The organism is Sphingomonas echinoides, assembly GCF_029623395.1.
GTDB lineage: Bacteria > Pseudomonadota > Alphaproteobacteria > Sphingomonadales > Sphingomonadaceae > Sphingomonas > Sphingomonas echinoides_A.
This window is the reverse complement of the sequence record NZ_JAPYKK010000019.1, coordinates 40,878-57,791: the sequence shown is the minus strand read 5'-3', so window position 1 is coordinate 57,791 and position 16,914 is coordinate 40,878. Positions and strand designations below refer to the sequence as shown.

General features: G+C 66.7%; 20 protein-coding genes. 9 read left to right on the top strand and 11 right to left on the bottom strand.

Going from position 1 to position 16,914, the window contains the following annotated elements; all coding sequences use genetic code 11:
• Nucleotides 1-14: 14 nt before the first annotated feature.
• The 10 genes from flgK to flgB are packed head-to-tail and all read right to left on the bottom strand — an operon-like array spanning nt 15 to nt 7,833.
• A complete protein-coding gene (gene flgK, locus QBJ92_RS12535) occupies nt 15-1,355 on the bottom strand; it encodes a flagellar hook-associated protein FlgK (RefSeq protein WP_277970033.1) in 1,341 nt (446 codons plus the stop codon).
• The gene (locus tag QBJ92_RS12530; protein WP_277970032.1) at nt 1,352-1,726 is read right to left on the bottom strand and encodes a rod-binding protein; all 375 of its coding nucleotides are present in this window, start codon (nt 1,724-1,726) and stop codon (nt 1,352-1,354) included. Before QBJ92_RS12530 ends, flgK begins: the two co-directional genes overlap by 4 nt.
• On the bottom strand, nt 1,723-2,817 hold the full coding sequence (locus QBJ92_RS12525) for a flagellar basal body P-ring protein FlgI (protein ID WP_277970031.1): 1,095 nt from the start codon (nt 2,815-2,817) through the stop codon (nt 1,723-1,725). Before QBJ92_RS12525 ends, QBJ92_RS12530 begins: the two co-directional genes overlap by 4 nt.
• An 11-nt stretch (nt 2,818-2,828) precedes the next feature.
• Complete coding sequence (locus QBJ92_RS12520) at nt 2,829-3,506, bottom strand: flagellar basal body L-ring protein FlgH (RefSeq protein ID WP_277970030.1); 678 nt, start codon at nt 3,504-3,506, stop codon at nt 2,829-2,831.
• Between the two features lie 11 nt (nt 3,507-3,517).
• Complete coding sequence (gene flgG / locus QBJ92_RS12515) at nt 3,518-4,306, bottom strand: flagellar basal-body rod protein FlgG (protein ID WP_277970029.1); 789 nt, start codon at nt 4,304-4,306, stop codon at nt 3,518-3,520.
• Nucleotides 4,307-4,317: 11 nt separating this feature from the next.
• Nucleotides 4,318-5,061 (bottom strand): flagellar basal-body rod protein FlgF, encoded by a 744-nt coding sequence (flgF, locus tag QBJ92_RS12510; RefSeq protein ID WP_277970028.1) that lies wholly within the window; start codon nt 5,059-5,061, stop codon nt 4,318-4,320.
• 23 nt (nt 5,062-5,084) lie between these two features.
• Nucleotides 5,085-6,332 (bottom strand): flagellar hook protein FlgE, encoded by a 1,248-nt coding sequence (locus QBJ92_RS12505; protein WP_277970027.1) that lies wholly within the window; start codon nt 6,330-6,332, stop codon nt 5,085-5,087.
• A 41-nt stretch (nt 6,333-6,373) separates the two neighbouring features.
• Complete coding sequence (locus tag QBJ92_RS12500; protein ID WP_277970026.1) at nt 6,374-7,060, bottom strand: flagellar hook assembly protein FlgD; 687 nt, start codon at nt 7,058-7,060, stop codon at nt 6,374-6,376.
• 2 nt (nt 7,061-7,062) lie between these two features.
• A complete protein-coding gene (gene flgC / locus QBJ92_RS12495; protein WP_277970025.1) occupies nt 7,063-7,473 on the bottom strand; it encodes a flagellar basal body rod protein FlgC in 411 nt (136 codons plus the stop codon).
• Between the two features lie 3 nt (nt 7,474-7,476).
• Nucleotides 7,477-7,833 carry a flagellar basal body rod protein FlgB gene (flgB, locus tag QBJ92_RS12490; protein ID WP_277970024.1) on the bottom strand — a complete coding sequence of 119 codons (357 nt, stop codon included), beginning with the start codon at nt 7,831-7,833 and terminating at the stop codon, nt 7,477-7,479.
• Nucleotides 7,834-8,067: 234 nt separating this feature from the next.
• Here flgB and QBJ92_RS12485 point away from each other — a divergent pair, with 234 nt between their 5' ends.
• The 9 genes from QBJ92_RS12485 (at nt 8,068) to QBJ92_RS12445 (ending at nt 15,841) form a co-directional block, all read left to right on the top strand.
• The gene (locus QBJ92_RS12485; RefSeq protein ID WP_277970023.1) at nt 8,068-8,727 is read left to right on the top strand and encodes a motility protein A; all 660 of its coding nucleotides are present in this window, start codon (nt 8,068-8,070) and stop codon (nt 8,725-8,727) included.
• Nucleotides 8,724-9,305 carry a flagellar motor protein MotB gene (locus QBJ92_RS12480; RefSeq protein WP_277970022.1) on the top strand — a complete coding sequence of 194 codons (582 nt, stop codon included), beginning with the start codon at nt 8,724-8,726 and terminating at the stop codon, nt 9,303-9,305. Before QBJ92_RS12485 ends, QBJ92_RS12480 begins: the two co-directional genes overlap by 4 nt.
• A gap of 6 nt (nt 9,306-9,311) precedes the next feature.
• A complete protein-coding gene (locus QBJ92_RS12475) occupies nt 9,312-9,851 on the top strand; it encodes a flagella basal body P-ring formation protein FlgA (RefSeq protein WP_277970021.1) in 540 nt (179 codons plus the stop codon).
• Nucleotides 9,852-9,943: 92 nt separating this feature from the next.
• Nucleotides 9,944-10,210, top strand: a complete 267-nt coding sequence (locus QBJ92_RS12470; protein ID WP_277970020.1) for a flagellar biosynthesis anti-sigma factor FlgM — start codon at nt 9,944-9,946, stop codon at nt 10,208-10,210.
• Entirely contained in the window at nt 10,207-10,560 is a 354-nt protein-coding gene (locus QBJ92_RS12465; protein ID WP_277970019.1) for a flagellar protein FlgN, read from the top strand. The genes QBJ92_RS12470 and QBJ92_RS12465 overlap by 4 nt, the downstream gene beginning before the upstream one ends.
• A gap of 122 nt (nt 10,561-10,682) precedes the next feature.
• Nucleotides 10,683-11,567: a lytic transglycosylase domain-containing protein gene (locus QBJ92_RS12460; protein ID WP_277970018.1), complete on the top strand. Its 885-nt coding sequence runs from the start codon at nt 10,683-10,685 to the stop codon at nt 11,565-11,567.
• A gap of 34 nt (nt 11,568-11,601) precedes the next feature.
• The gene (gene flhA / locus QBJ92_RS12455) at nt 11,602-13,653 is read left to right on the top strand and encodes a flagellar biosynthesis protein FlhA (protein ID WP_277970049.1); all 2,052 of its coding nucleotides are present in this window, start codon (nt 11,602-11,604) and stop codon (nt 13,651-13,653) included.
• Complete coding sequence (locus tag QBJ92_RS12450) at nt 13,650-14,387, top strand: FliA/WhiG family RNA polymerase sigma factor (RefSeq protein ID WP_277970017.1); 738 nt, start codon at nt 13,650-13,652, stop codon at nt 14,385-14,387. Before flhA ends, QBJ92_RS12450 begins: the two co-directional genes overlap by 4 nt.
• A gap of 188 nt (nt 14,388-14,575) precedes the next feature.
• Nucleotides 14,576-15,841, top strand: coding sequence for a NupC/NupG family nucleoside CNT transporter (locus QBJ92_RS12445; RefSeq protein ID WP_277970016.1), 1,266 nt, complete (start codon nt 14,576-14,578; stop codon nt 15,839-15,841).
• On the opposite strand, the gene QBJ92_RS12440 is transcribed toward QBJ92_RS12445, so the two are convergent.
• Nucleotides 15,838-16,821, bottom strand: a complete 984-nt coding sequence (locus tag QBJ92_RS12440) for a bile acid:sodium symporter family protein (protein WP_277970015.1) — start codon at nt 16,819-16,821, stop codon at nt 15,838-15,840. The two genes, QBJ92_RS12445 and QBJ92_RS12440, sit on opposite strands and share 4 nt — an antisense overlap.
• Nucleotides 16,822-16,914: the final 93 nt, after the last annotated feature.

The following is a 16,914-nucleotide window of genomic DNA, read 5'->3' as shown; positions in this document are numbered from 1 at the left end:
GGTCCGTCTCGGGGCTAGCGGATGTCGAGGATCGACTGGAGCGTGTCCTTGGCGACCTGGATCACGCGGCTCGACGCTTGGTATGCTTGCTGGAAGCGCAGCAGATCGACCGCCTCGCTGTCGAGGTTTACGCCGGACACGGCGTCGCGCGCGGCGACCGCATTGTCCCGCATCGCACCTTGCGCGAGCGCGACCTGCTTGCGCGCGGCAAGCGCCGAGGCGTTGCTCGAGACGAGCGCGGTGGTCTTGCCCTCGAACGCGCCGCTGGTGCGCAGCGCATCGAGCTTGCCGAGATTACCGTTGTCGCGCGGACCCTTACCGGTGGTGGCCGCGGCGATATCGCCCGGATTGGTCAGCATCACGGTGATGTCGGTCGGTTTGGGGGAGGCGGCGAACAATGCGGCGCCTTTTTGCGAATCGAGCGTGTCGCCGCCTTGCTGGATCGCGTTGACGTCGCGCACGAAGGCGACCGCGATCGTGTTCAGGTTGAGGCGCGTGTCCGAAATCCGCTGGCCAGCCTCGACGATGCCTGCGAGCGCACCGCCGGACGGATTGACCGTGGCCTGCGACCGCTGAAGCGTGAATGCAATCACGCCATCGGTGCCGCGCGCGACCTGGAGCGAATCGGATTGTGGCCCCGAGACGAACGTCGCGCCACCCGCATCGCCGAGCTTCACGGTCGCGCGGCCATAGTCATCGAGCGACACCGAAATGTTGCTGACCGCGCTCATCTGTTCGAGGATCGAGTCGCGCTGGTCGGTGAGGGCCGCAGCCGCGGCCGACCCGCCCTTGATGCGCGCGATGCCTTCGTTGACCTTCGCCAGCGCGCTGCCGAGCGTGTTGAGCGTCGAGACCGCCGCCGACGCGGTCGAATCGAGGTTGGTGTCCAGCAGGTCGAGCGCCTTGCCGGTTGCGCGGAACGATCCTGCGACCGCATTTGCCTGCTCGAGCATCGCGCTGCGCGGGGTGGTCGCGGTGGGATCCGCGGCGACCGCCTTCGTCGCGTTGAAAAAGCCGGTCAGTCGCGCGCCAAGCTGATTGCTGGTCAGCGCGGTCTCGATCCGGTCGAGCCAGGCCACGCTGGTGTCGCTGCGCGCGACGTCCGAGCCGGCGGTGCGGACATCGGCGTCGCGCAACACGTCCGCCGAGCGCGTGAGCCCCGAAACGACGACGCCCTGTCCCGTCGCCGCGACGCCGCCGGAATGGATTCCGGTGGCGGGCTCGATCTCGGACAGGGTCGACGTGCGCTTGGCATAGCCCGGCGTCGCAGCGTTCGCGATATTGTCGGAAACGGTGCTCAGCGCGGTCTGATACGCGCGGACGCCGCTTGCGCCGATGCTCAGCATGTCGCTCATGGCGTCTTCGCCGCGTTGCTGCCTTCAGGTGTCCGGGCCGCCTGCAACCCGGCTTCGACGCCTGCCTGCGATTTCGCCAGGAATTCGGTCATTGCCTTGCCGATCCCGAGCGGGGCGTGCGCGGCCATGTTCTGCGCGACTTGCGTGTCCTGCATTTCCTTGAACGTATCCATGCCCTTGGACGCGAACAGTCCGTCCTCGGCGAGGTGCGTCGAGCGCATCGCCTTGACCATCATGCCGGTGAAGACCGCCTCGAACTTCTTCCCCGCCGCCTCCAGATTGGCACGGTTCGACAGCCGGCTGGTATCGGTTGCGATACCGCCGACAGCAGAGGGGGCGTTGACCGGGGGAAGGGCAGGAACGTCGCTCACAGGACGATCAACTCCGCTTTCAACGCGCCCGCTTCCTTGAGCGCTTCAAGGATGGCGACCAGGTCGGCCGGCGACGCGCCGATCGCGTTGATCGCCTTGACCACGTCCGACAGTTTCGGACCGGGCGAGATCAGGAACATCGGGCGCTTCTCTTCATCGACCACGACGCCGGATTTCTGTGCCTTGGCGGTCTGGCCCTGGCTGAACGGTGCGGGCTGGCTGATCCGTTCGTTCTCGTCGATGCGGACGGTGAGCTTGCCGTGGGTGATCGCGGCGGTGCTGACGCGGACCGCCGAGTTGATCACGACCGTGCCGGTGCGCGCGTTGACGATCACCTTGGCGGGCGGCTCGGCCGAAACGACGCTGAGATTCTCGATTTCGCTCATCAAGGTCGCGCGGACGTCGCCGCCGATCGGGGCGCGGACCGAGACGGAGACGGCATCGACCGCCTGTGCCACGCCGCTGCCGAAGCGCGCGTTGATCGAACCGGCGACGTTCTGCGCGGTGGTGAAGTCGGCACGCGCGAGGTTGAAGGTCAGCGCGGGCGTGTTCTCGAACCCGGTCTTGACCGCGCGCTCGACCGTGGCGCCCTCGGGGATGCGCCCGGTTGAGGGGATGTTGATGACGATCTGCGATCCGTCCTTGCCCTCGGCGCCAAGGCCACCCACGGCAAGGTTGCCCTGTGCCATCGCATAGATCTGGCCGTCCGCGCCCTGCAGCGGCGTCAGGATCAATGCGCCGCCGCGCAGGCTCTTGGCCTTGCCCATCGAGGCGACGGTGATGTCGAGCTTCTGGCCGGGCTTGGCGAAGGGGGGCAGTTCGGCGGTGATCATCACCACCGCCGTGTTCTTGAGGCCGGGGTTAATATTCGCGGGCAATTGCAGCCCGAAGCGCGACGTCACCGCCTTCATCGACTGGATGGTGTATTCCAGATTGTCGTCGCCCGTGCCCGGCAAGCCGACGACGACGCCGTAGCCGGTCAGCTGGTTGGTGCGAATCCCCTGGAACCCGCCGAGATCCTTGATCCGGTCGGCGGACGCGGGGGCCGCGACGAGCAGCGAGACGAGTGCTGCGAGCAGGAGGCGGAACATCGGGCGCATCCTCAGAACGGGCTCACGACGGAGAAGAACCGGCCGAGCCAGCCCTGCCGACTGGCGCGCGCGACGTCGCCCTTGCCAGTGTAGGCGATCTGCGCGTCGGCGACGCGGGTCGAGGGGACGCGGTTGTTGGCGTCGATGTCGGCGGTGCGGATCAGGCCCTTGATCTGGACGAACTCGTCGCCGCGGTTGAGCGTGACGCGCTTCTGCCCCTGGACCAGCATCGTGCCGTTGGGGAGCACGCGGCTGACCGTGACGGTGATCTCGCCCGACAGCGTGTTCGATTGATCCGCGCCGCCGGTTCCCTTGAACCCGCGGTTCCCGCTGGTCGCGATATCGGTGCCCTGGAACAGCGCGAGTCGCCCGGTGGTCGGCGGGGTGAAGGCGAGGTTGCCCGACGAATCGAGCTTCGAACTGGCGGATTTGGAGGCGGCGGTGCGTTCGACCAGAACGATCGTGACCGGATCGCCGACGCGGCGCGCGCGCGTGCCTTCGTAGAGCGCGCCATACCCGTCCTCGACCTGGAAGATCGACCCGGTCGCCACCACCGGCGTCAGCGCCGGTTCGGGCATCGCCGACGAGAAATCGACCGGCGGCGCCTTCTTGCCGAACACGCGCGACTCGGCCGCGCTGGGCAAAAACAACGCAATTCCGACGATCAGCTGGATGGCGAACGGCTTCATGACTCTAGCCATCAGATATTTTGATTAACATATTTGAGCATTTCGTCGGTCGCGGAGATCATTTTTGAATTAACCTCATACGCGCGTTGGGTTTCGATCATGTCGACCAGCTCCTCGACGACGTTGACGTTCGACCCTTCGAGCTGCCCCTGGCGGACGTTGCCGCGCCCGTCCTGCCCGGCGACGCCGAGGTTGGCGGCACCGCTCGCGGCGGTCTCCATCAGGTAATTGTCCCCCTTGCTGAGCAAGCCCGCCGCATTGGGGAAGCTCGCGACCTGGATCTGGCCGAGTTCGCTTGGCGTGGTCTGGCCGGGGACGGTCGCCGAGACGGTCCCGTCGGTGCCGATCGTGATCGCGGTGGCGCCTTGCGGAACGGTGATGCCGGGCTGGACCTGATAGCCCTCGCTGGTGATCATCAGCCCCTCGGGCGAGCGCGAGAAATTGCCCGCGCGGGTATAGCCGAGCGTGCCGCCGGGCATCTGCACCTGGAAATACCCATCGCCGTCGAGCGCGAGGTCGAGACTATTGTTGGTCGACTGGAACGACCCCTGCGTGTCGATCCGCGCAGTACCCTGGATCTTGACGCCGGTGCCGAGGTTGAGCCCGGTCGCATATTTCGTCTCGGACGTGCTCGGCGCTCCGGGTGCCGTCACTGTCTGGTACGCGAGCGTCTCGAACGCGGCGCGATCCTTCTTGTACGCGGTCGTGTTGACGTTCGCGAGGTTGTTCGAGATGACTCGCATGCGCATGTCCTGGGCATCAAGCCCGGTCCGCGCGATATGCATGGCTGCACTGCCCATCGTCTATTCCTTCAGCCTGGAAGCCGCATCACGGATGCGGCGCTTTCGTCCATGTCCTTGGCCGACTTCATCAGATTGGCCTGGACCTCGTAGCTGCGCTGGTTCTCGATCATGTCGACCAGCGCTTGAGTCATGTTGACGTTCGATCCCTCGAGCGCGCCGCTCTCGACCTTTGCGTCCATGTCCTGCGGCAGCGTTCCGCCGCCCTTGACGTAGAGCAGATTGTCGAGCCCCTTGACCGTGGTCGTGCCCTTCGGCGTCGCCAGCTTGAGCTGGTCGAGCACCTCCGGGTTGCGTGCGTCGCCGCCCATCGGGACGATCGACACGGTGCCGTCCGCCGAGATCGAGATGCTTTGCGCGGGCGGCACGGTGATCGGGCCACCCGACCCGATCACCGGGAAACCGTCGCCGGTCTGGAGCACACCTGAGGCTGCGACCTGCAAGTCGCCGCGCCGCGTATAGGCTTCCTTCCCATCGGGCGACTGGACCGCGAGCCAGCTGTCGCCGGTCATCGCGACATCGAGCGAACGACCGGTCTGCTGGATCGCGCCGGTCGCGCGATCCGCGTCGAGCACGTCCGCCGAGGTCGGCTCGCGTGTTTCGAGCGGTGAGCCCTTGAGCGACAGCCGGTCGAACACGACGCGGTCGGCGCGAAAGCCGATCGTCGAGGCGTTCGCCATGTTGTTGGCGATCGCGGCCTGCGACGCGAGATGCGCCTTGAGCCCCGTCGCCGCCGTGTAGACCAGCTTGTCCATATCCTGCTCCCGCTCGGTTCAGGTCAGTTGCGGATGTTGAAGATGGTCTGCGAAATCTGGCCGTTGATATCGAGCGCCTTGGCATTCGCCTGGAAGTTGCGCTGCGCGGCGATCAGATCGACCAGTTCCTCGGTGATATCGACGTTCGAGCCTTCGAGCGTCCCCGCGCTGAGCGAGCCGAAGCCGTTCTCGTTCGCTGCGCCAAGCGCCGCGCCGCCCGAGATGCCGGTCGACGACCAATAGCTGTTGCCGGTCTGGCGCAGGCCCGTGGGGTTGGCGAAATTGGCGAGCGCGACCTTGCCGAGCGCGACCGTGTCGCCGTTCGAATAGTTGGCCGAGACGATCCCCTGCTTGTCGACCGACACACCCGCGAGTTCGCCGACCGAGGCACCATCGGTGACGCGGGCGTTGACCGAGAACGGGCTGGACTGTTGCGTCGTCCCCGCAAGATCGAGCTTGAGCGTCTGCGCGACGCCGCCGCTGATCGGGTTGAACGCGTCATAGGTGATTGGGCTGGACGGGGCGGAGATGTTGCCCGCAGCGTCGAAGGTGACGGGGGTGCCCGAGGTGGAACCGCTGACCTTGAGTTCCTGTTCGCCGACGAAGCTGTGGACGGTCCAGGCGTTGTTGCCGGAGTGGACGTAATAGTTGGTGAGTGTGCTCGCCTTGCCCGCCGAGTCGTAGATCGTCGTAGCGGTCGAGTTGTTGTAGCTCGACGCATTGGTCGGCGTAAACGTCGCGGTCGGCACCGATGCCGCGGCATAGAGGTTGACCTTGAGCGCCACGTTGCCGGTCGCCGCCGGCGTGCCGTTGGTTTCTGGCAAGTTGAGCGGGATTAGACCGTCCGCACCGGTGGCGGTGGTGTTGCCCTTTGCGTCGACCGGATAGCCGAGCAGTGCGGACCCCTGCGCATCGACGATGTTATGCGTAGCGGGATCGATCTGGAACGCGCCGTTGCGGGTATAGGCGGTGGCGGAATTGACGCCGCTTGTCTTGACCGAGAAGAAGCCGTCTCCCGTGATCGCGAGGTCGAGCGACGAGCCGGTCGTCTTGAGGTTGCCGACGCTGAACTGCTGCCGGTTCGATTTCACCACCGCGCCCGACCCGACGAGCTTGGTCGGATCGGTCGTGATGCTCGAGGCGATGACGTCGGCAAAGTCGGTCCGGCTCTTCTTGAAGCCGTTGGTGCCGACGTTGGCAAGGTTGTGCGACACGGTGGACAGTTCGGTCTGGGCTGCCTGCAGGCCGCTGAGCGAGGTGTAGAAGGACATGGGGGGCTCCTGTGCGTTTCGAGTTCAAGCGGGGAGGGGGATCAGCCGACCTGACGGACGGCGCTGGTGGCGACTTGCCCGATACCGGGCAAAGTGAGCATGGGGCTGCCCGTTGCGGGCATCGAAACCGCGGCGACCGGGGCCCAGACGAGGTTGCGCGCGGTAACGGCTTCGCCGCCGTCGGCCGCTTCCACCGAGACGGTGAACGGGCCGCTCCCGGCGGAGGCGCCGCTGGCATCTTTGCCGTCCCAGTCGTAGGTCGCGGTCCCGGCCTTCTGCGCGCCGAGTGACAGCGTGTTGAGCGTCTGGCCGTTGGCATCGCGGATCGAAACGGTCACGCCGGTCGCATCCTTGTCGAGCTCGACCGCGCCCGCGAGACCACCCGCTGCGCGCGCATAGGCGGTCGAGCCTTCGGTCAGCACGGTGCGCCCGACATAGCCGAGCGCATCGCCCGCAGTCGTTGCGCCGAGCTTGTCCTGGATCGCTTTCAGGGTCGTTCCCATTTCCGCGATCCCCGAGGTGCTCGAGATCTGCGCGAGCTGCGCGACCATCTGCGTATTGTCGGTCGGGGCGAAGGGATCCTGGTTGTTGAGCTGCGCGGTCATCAGCTTGAGGAAGTCCGACGCACCGAGCGACTGCGACGAGGTGGTCTTCGCGGCATTTGCCTTGGCGGTGGTCGTCGCGTTGATGCCGAGGCTGGTCAGCGTGGAATCGAAAGTGGAGGCCATGATCAGCGTCCCAGTTTGAGGGTATCGAGGATGAGCGACTTGGCGGTCTGCATGACCTCGACGTTGTTCTGGTAGCTGCGCGAGGTCTCCATCATGTCGACCAGCTCGCGCGTTTCATCGACGCCCGACTGCCAGATGTTGCCGTCCTTGTCGGCAAGCGGGTGCGACGGATCGTAGACCTTAGTCGCGCCTTCGCCCGCGGTGACGATGCTCTCGACATTGACCGTGGCGAGCCCCGAGGCCTTGTCATATTGCGTGCGGAAGACGGGCTTGATCGTCTTGTACGCGGTGTCTTCGCTGCCCGTCACCGCTCCCGCGTTGGCGAGGTTCGATGCGGTCGTGTTCATCCGCACGAGCTGCGCGGACATCGCGCGCCCGGCGACCTGGAAAATGGAAAGCGGCTGTTCGGCCATGGCTTATTCGCCCTTCAGTGCGCGGGTGATCTGGCCGATCCGCCCGTTGAGGAAGGAGAGCGTCGTCTGATAGGCGACGGCATTCTCGGCGAAGGCGGTCTGCTCGGTCGACAGCTCGACCGTATTGCCATCGAGCGAGGGCTGCGACGCGGTGCGGTAGCGCATCGAGCCGGTGACGCTGGCGTTCCCGCCCGTGTCCATTGCGGTCTCCGCGGTCGCCAGTGCGCTGTGGAAATCGATGTCCCGGGCCTTGAACCCGGGGGTCGAGGCGTTCGCGATGTTCGACGCAAGCACACCCATGCGCTGCGAGCGCACTTCGAGTGCCGCACCATGTACCCCGAACAGTCCTTCGCTGGGCATTGCCCGTCTCCAGCGCATGATTGCGCGCCGGTCGATCAGCAAAGGTCATGCCAAATGCGATGTGGGGTCGGCGCACCCGTGCAGCGGATGCAAAGCGGCAAACCCTTGCCGGGCGGCGGCAAAGCGGCTGCCGGTCCCGCGCGGGGCGGCGGATTCGGCGCCGGGGGAGGTGCACGGGACCGTTGAAGCACGTCCGTTTACCAGATTGGCCCGCCGCTTGCAGTGCCCGCTGCGATGTCCTTTACCCTTGCCCCCTTCCTCGATCCGATCGCCTTCGCCATCGTCGTCGGCGGAACTCTGGCCGCTGCGGTGCTGCGGACCCCGGCGCGCGACCTCGGGCGGGGGGTCGCGGGGTTGCGGATGCTGGGCGCGCCGCGCTTTGCCGCGGATCCGTTGCTCGATCAGATCGGGGCGCTGGGGCGGATCGCCAAGCGGCACGGCGTGCTGACGCTCGACCGGTCGGTGATCGCGGACCCGGATATCGCCGCCGCCGTCTCGGCGATCGTCGATGGCGACGCTCCGGAAGAGATCGCCGAACTGCTCCGCCAGCGCCGCCGCGCGCGGGCCGAACGCGCTTCGGCAATCGCAGACCTGTGGTCGGGCGCGGCGGACACCGCCCCCGCGATGGGCATGGTGGGAACGCTGATCGGCCTGGTCGGCATGTTCGTGAAGATGCAGGACCCGCGCGCGATCGGCGCGTCGATGGCGGTGGCGTTGCTGGCGACCCTGTACGGCGCGCTCCTCGCCAATCTCGTGCTCGCGCCGATCGCTGCACGGCTGCGGCGGATCGCGCGCGACGAGGCGGTCGAGCGGCTGCGGCTCGAACCGCCGTTGATCGCGCTAGCGACGCGCGAGCAGCCCCGCCGTCCGCTCGCCGTGGCGCAGTCGGCATGATTCCGTACGACGACGATATGCCCGACGCCGCCCCCGCGCGCCCGGCCTGGCTGATGACGCTTGCCGATCTCGCATTGCTGCTGGTCGCGTTCTTCGTCTTCATTCAGGCCAACCAGCAATTGGACGGCGGCACGCTCGCGCGCGGTATTCGTGCCGGGTTCGGTGCGGTGGACACGCCTGCCAGCGTGCCGCCCGCACCGATGCCGGTTTCCGCAAGCGCGCTCGGCGGGTTTGCGATCGGATCGGCCGCGGTGTCGGGGCCGGTCGCGCCGCTGGTCGCGTGGGCGACCGACGCGCTCCGCGATCCCCGCGCGATGGTTGCCGTGACGGGGACGGTGGACGGCTCGCCTGACGATGTCGACGGCGTGACGCAAAGCGGCGCCGTCCTCGCCGCAGACCGTGCGCGCGCGGTCGTCGGGATGTTGATCGCCCACGGCGTCGCCCCCGATCGCATCACCATCACCGCTGCCGGCCGCGCTGGCCGCCGCGGCGTCAGCGTGACGACGGGATTTGCCGGCAACCGGCAAATGCCTGCCGCACCGGTTGCCGTTCCTCCTGCCCAACCGACAAGGATCTGATTGCCCATGCGCCGCTTGCCGCTGCTCCTCCTCGGGCTCGTCGCCAGTCCACTGTCCGCCGCCCCGTTCCAGGATACGGGCGCGATCGACCGCGCCGTCGCCGCGTTCACCGGCCACGGTGTCGGCAATGAAGGCGGCGCGCGGACGCCGGTCGACGGGCGGCTCAAGCTCGCCACCTGCCCGATGGTGTCGATGGCGTGGCGCACCGAAAGCCACGATGCGGTGGTCGTCACCTGTACCGGCCCGGAGTGGCGCTTGTTCGTGCCGGTCAAGCAGGCGGCGGTTGCACCCAAGGGGGCTGCCCCGCTGGTGATCACCCCCGGCATATCGGCCGCCGCGATCCGACCCGTCTATGTAATCAAGCGCGGCGATCCGGTGACGATCAGTGCGGGATCGGCGGGATTCTCGATCACGCGCGAAGGCATTGCGGTCGGGGATGCGGTCGTCGGCGGGCGGTTCATGGTCAAGGTCGACGATCAGAAGAACCCCGTCCAGGCGGTCGCGATCGCTGCGGGGAGCGCCACGCTGCCGGGTTGGTCAGAATGATTTAAGCTTTGCCGAAGCCGGTCGTTATACCTTCCGTCATCTCTTCCAAAGGTGCTGATGTGGTGGACGCGATCGGATCCAAAACTGTCTCAATGCCCGAGCGGCTGGCCGTGCCAGCCGTCGCGGCGACCGGATCGGTCGCGTCGACGGCCAGTGCCGCGACCAAGCCGGCAACGACGGCAACCCAGCAACTGGAATTGTCGGCAATCGCGTCCGAAACCGGCAAGGGCGTGCCGGTCGACAGCCAGCATGTCGAGGATGTCCGCCGCGCGGTGCGCAACGGCACCTATCCCATCACGCCGGACACGATTGCGGACCGGATGCTCGCGCTCAAGCTCAACTGGAGCCCCTCGAAATGACGTCTCCCGCCACGCGCCGTGATGCTTTGATCGCAGTGATCGAAGCGCTTCATGCCGAGATCGCGGCGCTGAAAACCAATGACGTCCGCGCCTTGGAACGGGCGACGACCGACAAGCTGATGCGGATCGAAGCGGTTGCCGCGTTCGGGGATGTGCCGCCTGAGGTGGAGACGCGCGCGCTGGCCGAGGAAGCGCAGCGGCTGAACGACACCTGCCGGATCTACGTCAACCTGATGGCGGCAAATGTTCGCCGCCGCCTGCAAAATCTGACCGGTTCGGCGGGGATGGCGATGGGGGCGGCACCGGGGAGCGTGTATCGTGCGGGAATGGGGCTGGCGGCGTTTGCCTGAGCGGCATTTTAATAGCCCTCTCAGCTTCCCGGGCTTTGTCGGGGAAACAGCACTCTAAAAACTGGCACGTCTCTTGCTGATCACCGGCTGTCCGTCTGACGCGGACCTGAAGCCGGGGACCAATGCCTTTCAATCCGCTTTCCATCCTGAACGGAGCTGCCGGCGCGGGCGGGTCGATTCGCAACGCGATCGCCAATGCCAGCCAGAAGACCGGCATCGATTTCGGCTATCTGATGGGTCAGGCCAAGCTCGAGAGCGGAATGCGCGCCAACGCGCATTCGGGGTCCTCGAGCGCGAGCGGGCTGTATCAGTTCGTCGACCAGAGCTGGCTGCGCGTGGTCAAGGCGCATGGCGCGGAGCACGGCCTCGGCTGGGCGGCGAACGCGATCTCAACCAGCGCGAGCGGCCGTGCGGTCGTGAGCGATCCCGCGACTCGGCAGGCGATCCTGTCGCTGCGCAACGACCCCACCGCCGCCTCGCTGATGGCCGCCGAGCACGCCAGCGACAATAAGGGCGCGATCGAGGGAACGCTCGGGCGCAGCGCCACCAGCACCGATCTTTACATGGCCCATTTCCTGGGCTTGGGCGGCGCGCGGCAATTCCTCACCGCGATGCAGGCCAACCCCGATCGTAGCGGCGCGACGATGTTCCCCGCCGCCGCCAACGCCAATCGCAACGTCTTCTACGATTCGACCGGCGCGCCGCGCTCGCTCTCGCAAATCTACAATCGTTTCGCCGCCAAACTCGATGCCGCGGGCGCGCCGCAGACGATCGACGCAACCTCGGGCCTGTCCGCGACGCGGCTCGGCGAATGGGGCGCGGACGTCATCCCCGGCAATGGCGAGCAGTCGACCTCCAACGCCGCGGTCTGGGCGCAGAACACGCTCGCGCAATTGAGCGGCACAAGCAGTTTGGCGGGTACCCGCACCGAGACCGCGAGCCTTCTCCGCCCGACCCCGAATACCGCACGGCTCGCGTACATGATGCTCGCGACGATGGGAGCCTGATCCAGTGGCACTGTCCCCCAAGACCGGTGGCGTGATGCCGCTGCTGCGCTCCGCCGCGCTGCCGGTCGCGATCCTGTTGCTCGTCGTGCTGATGGTCGTGCCGATTCCGGCGGCGATGCTCGACGTGTTCTTCATCATGAATATCACGATCAGCCTCGCGGTGCTGATGGTCAGCCTCAACGCGCAGAAGCCGCTCGACTTCTCCGCCTTCCCGACCGTGCTGCTGTTCGCCACGCTGTTCCGCCTGAGCCTCAACGTCGCCTCGACCCGCGTCGTGCTGGTCCACGGGCATGAGGGCGAGAGCGCGGCGGGCAATGTGATCGAGGCGTTCGGGACCTTCCTGATCGGCGGCGATTATGTCGTCGGCCTGTTCGTCTTCGCGATCCTCGTGATCATCAACATGATCGTCGTCACCAAGGGCGCGGGCCGCGTGTCCGAAGTCAGCGCGCGCTTCACGCTCGACGCGTTGCCGGGCAAGCAGATGGCGATCGACGCCGATCTCAACGCCGGGCTGATCACCCCCGACGAAGCCAAGGCGCGCCGGATCGAGGTTTCGACCGAGGCCGATTTCTACGGGTCGATGGACGGCTCGTCCAAGTTCGTGAAGGGCGATGCGGTCGCCGGCCTGCTGATTCTCGCGGCGAACATCGTCGGCGGGCTGATCCTCGGTCCGGTCAGCCACGGGATGACGATCGCCGACGCGGCGCATAATTACGTGCTGCTCGCGATCGGCGACGCGCTCGTCGCGCAGATCCCGTCGCTGATGCTGTCGATTGCCGCCGCCGCGATCGTGACGCGCGTCACTTCCAGCATGGATCTGGCGGGCCAGATCGGCAGCCAGTTCGGCTCGGCACGCACCTGGACGCCGGTCGCGATCATCCTCGGGCTGCTCGGGGTGATGCCGGGGATGCCGCATCTGATCATCCTGCCCGCCGCCGGGCTTGCCGGGTTCGCCGCGTGGAAGATGCGCCAGGCATCGCTTCGCCCTGCACCCGTCGAAATCGTCGCGCCCGAGCCGGTCGATCATTCGAAGATCGGCTGGGACGAAGTCTCGGACCTCATGCAGGTCAACCTCGATATCGGCTACGGCCTGGTGCCGCTCGTCGACGAACGCCGCGGTGCGCCGCTGATGGGCCGGATCACCGGGGTCCGCCGCCAATTGTCGAAGGACATGGGCTTCGTCATCCCGCAGGTCCGCGTCCGCGACGACATCAATTTGCCGCCCTACACCTACCGCATCATCGTCGGCGGCGTCGTGGTCGGCGAGGACAGCGTCTCGCCCGACGAGATGCTCGCGCTCGATACCGGCCAGGCGATCGGCGGGCTGATGGGCAAACCCGCGAAGGACCCGACCTTCGGGCTCGACGCGGTGTGGATCGCGGCGGGCGACGCCGATGCCGCGACCGGCGCGGGCTATCTCGTGGTCGATCCGGGCACCGTCATGGCGACGCACCTCAACCACCAGCTGACGCAACATTCCGCCGAGCTGCTCGGCCCCGACGAAGTCCAGTCGCTGCTCGACGGGTTGAAGGACCGCGCCGCCAGCCTCGTCGCGTCGCTGTCGCCCAACCCGCTGCCGCTGACCACGCTGACGCAGGTGCTGAAGGGACTGCTCGCGGAGAACATCCCGCTCAAGGAATTCCGCCGGATTGCCGCAGCCATCGCGGTCGCCGCACAGCGGACCGCCGACGCCGAGGACATCATCGAGGCGATCCGCCCCGATCTCGGCGGGCTGATCATCGGCAAGATCTGCGGCGTGCGCGAGCCGCTGCGCGTGATGACGCTCGAGGGCGGGCTCGAGGGGCTGCTCGGCCAGGCGATGCGCGCCGATCCGTCGCGCCGCCACACGATCGAGCCCGATCTCGGCCGTCGCATCGTCGATGCGCTGCAACGCGCGGCACAGCCGCTGGTCGACGAGGCCAAGCCGTTCGCGCTCGTCGTCCAGCCCGCGATCCGCGTCGCGATCCGCAAGCTGGTCAAGACCTGCCTGCCCGACATTCCGGTGATGAGCTTCTTCGAAGTGCCGGAAGAAAAAGCCGTCGAAGTCGTCGCCGTGATCGGCGCTCCCGGAGCCCTGCCAGCATGATGCAGCTTTCGCCCACCGCCTTCTGCGACGCGCAGCCCTTGGTTTATGGTCGCAACGCCGCGCCCGACCTCAAGCTGCTCGCGAAGAAGCATCTGCCGCTGGTCCGGCGTGTCGCGTGGCACGTGCACGGCAGCATGTCGTCCTCGGTCGAGGTCGAGGATCTCGTCCAGATCGGGTTGGTCGCTTTGGTCGAGGCGGCGGGCGCGTTCGAGGAACGCGGGCAAGTGACGTTCGAGCAATATCTGATGACGCGCGTGCGCGGCGCGATGATCGATGCGCTGCGGCGTTCGGCGACGCTGACGCGCGGCGCGATGCAGCGCAAGCGGATGTATACGCAGACCGTCGCCGCGATGACGACCGAACTGGGGCGTGCGCCCGGCGAGGCGGCGGTCGCAACGCGGCTCGGCGTGTCGCGCGAGAAATTGCGGATCGATTATGCGAACGCGCAGCCGGTCCGGCTCGAACCGATCGAGGATCTCTATTCGGACGAAGGCCCGTGGTTCGCGAGCGACGAGCCCGATGCGTTCGCGCAGCTTTCGCAGAGCGAGGAACGTAATACGCTGATCGCCGCGATCACCGCTCTGCCCGAGCGCGAGGCGCTGGTGATCCAGCTCTATTACGTGGAGGAAATGAACCTCGAGGAAATCGGGCTGGTGATCGGCGTCGGGTCGGCGCGCGTCTGCCAGATCAAGGCGGCGGCGCACGCCAAGCTCAAAAAGGCGATGCTGGGGTAGAGCGTGCGCTCCGCTGCGCCGCATAGACACCAAATCGTTCCGGCCATCCTCGGGCCGCGGTAAACTGCCGTAGCGAGAACAGCCGCATTTCCCGGCCCGCCCTCTAGCCCTATCCGCCCTCACGTGTATGGTCCGCCCCCGTTGCACGCCGAATTTTTGGGGAGTGCGCGCGAAACTGCGGGGAATACGTGGACAAATTTCCGATCGGCATTCTGGGTATCGTCGTGATCCTGGGGCTTGCCGTCCTGTTGTCGACCAACCGCCGCGCAATCCCGCTGCGCGTCGTCGGCGCGGCGTTCGCGTTGCAAGTGACGATCGCGATCCTGGTCCTCCACAGCACGATCGGTCGGCAAGCGATCGAGGGCATGTCGCGCGGGGTGTGGAACCTGCTCGGCTATGCCAAGGCGGGCACCACGACGATCTTCGGCGGGCTCGCGAGCGACCCGACCTTCGGGACGGCGTTCGCCTTCTCGGCGCTTCCCGTCATCATCTTCTTCGCAGCGCTCGTGTCGATCCTCTACCATCTCGGGATCATGCAGTTCGTGATCCGCTGGGTCGGCGGCGCGATCGAGAAGGTGATCGGCGTATCCAAGGTGGAAGCGCTGTGCGCCGCCGCCAACATCTTCGTCGGGCAAAGCGAATCGCCGCTGGTGATCCGCCCCTATCTCGCCGGGCTGACCCCGCCGCAGCTGTTCGCGGTGATGACGGTCGGCATGTCGGGCGTCGCAGGGACGATCCTGCTCGCCTATGCCACCTTCCTCGGCCAGGGCGCTTTGCCCTATCTGCTCGCCGCGTCGTTCATGTCCGCGCCGGGCGGGTTGCTGATGGCCAAGATCATCATGCCCGACGAGACCACCGCGCCCGCGGGCGAACTGCCGCTCGGCGACGATCCGGAAGAAGCGGTGCTCCACGTCGCCGAAAAGGCGCTCGAAGAAGAACGCGCCGCCAACATCATCATGGCCGCCGCCAATGGCGCACAGACCGGCGTGCGGATCGCGGTCGCGGTCGGCGCGATGGTGCTCGCGTTCGTCGGGCTGGTCGCGCTGGCGAACGGGATCCTTGGCGGGATCGGCGGATGGTTCGGCTACCCCGATCTGAGCTTCCAGGGGATGCTCGGCTTCGTCTTTGCCCCCGTGATGTTCCTGCTCGACATTCCGTGGACCGAAGCGCGCGCGGCGGGCGAATTGTTCGGGCAGAAAATCGTGCTCAACGAATTCGTCGCGTTCATCGATCTCGGCAAGATGAGAAATCTGTCGCCGCACACCACCGCGGTGGTGACGTTTGCTTTGTGCGGCTTCGCCAATTTCTCGTCGATCGCGATCCAGATGGCGTCGGCCGGGAGCCTCGCGCCCAATCAGCGCCCGATGATCGCCAAGCTCGGGTTGCGCGCACTGGCGGCGGGAAGCCTCGCGAATTTGATGTCGGCGGCGCTTGCGGGGTTGTTGCTCGGCTAGTCCTCGATTGCCCGCCGCGCATAGCGCCGCGCGAGGATGGCGCAGACGAACAGCTGGATCTGGTGGAACAGCATCAGCGGCAGCACGATCAGGCTGACCGAATGCCCCGCGAACAGGATCGTCGCCATCGGCAATCCGCTCGCCATGCTCTTCTTCGACCCGCAGAAGACCAGTGCGATCTCGTCCTCGGTCGAGAAACTCAGCCAGCGGCTGATCCCGGTCGTGATGCCGAGGATCACCGCGAGGATCACGATTGCGATTACCGCTACGATCGCCAGGTCGACCGACGACAGGCTGGTCCACACCCCCGCCACCACCCCGGCGCTGAACGCGGTATAGACGACCAGCAGGATCGACCCGCGATCGATCACCGAGGTCAGGGTCTGGTGCGCGGCCAGCCAGGTACCGATCATCGGACGCGCGACCTGTCCCGCAATGAACGGCAGCAGGATCTGGAGCGCGATTCCCTCGATCGCGTGGAGCGAAAACCCGCTCCCCGCCGATTGAAGCAGTGCCGCGACGAGCAACGGCGTCACCACCACGCCTAAAAGGTTGGAGACCGACGCGCTGCACAAGGCGGCGGGCACGTTGCCCCGCGCGATCGACGTGAACGCGATCGACGACTGCACCGTCGAGGGCAGCAGGCACAGGTACAGCAACCCGATCGCGATCCCCTCGGGCAACCACCCGCGCGTACCCCAATAGGCCGCAAGGCCGATGATCGGAAACATCACGAACGTACTGGCGAGCACGAGCGACTGGAGCCGCCAGTGCGTGATCCCGGCCCAGACCGCCGCGGGCGATAATCGCGCGCCGTAGAGGAAGAACAGCAATCCGACCGCGACCAGCACGCTATCCTCGGCAATCGTCTGCCCCACGCCGTGGGCGGGGAGGACGAAGGCGAGCACCACCGTTCCGATCAGCAGCAACATATAGGGATCGATCGGCAAGCGACCGAGCAGCGAACGGATCCTGGTCATGCCGCGCCCCTACGCGGCAAGGGCGCGATGCTCAATGATCGTGACCCGGACGAACGCCGGGACGCCTCGAACGATTTCGGACCTTTCCGCGAC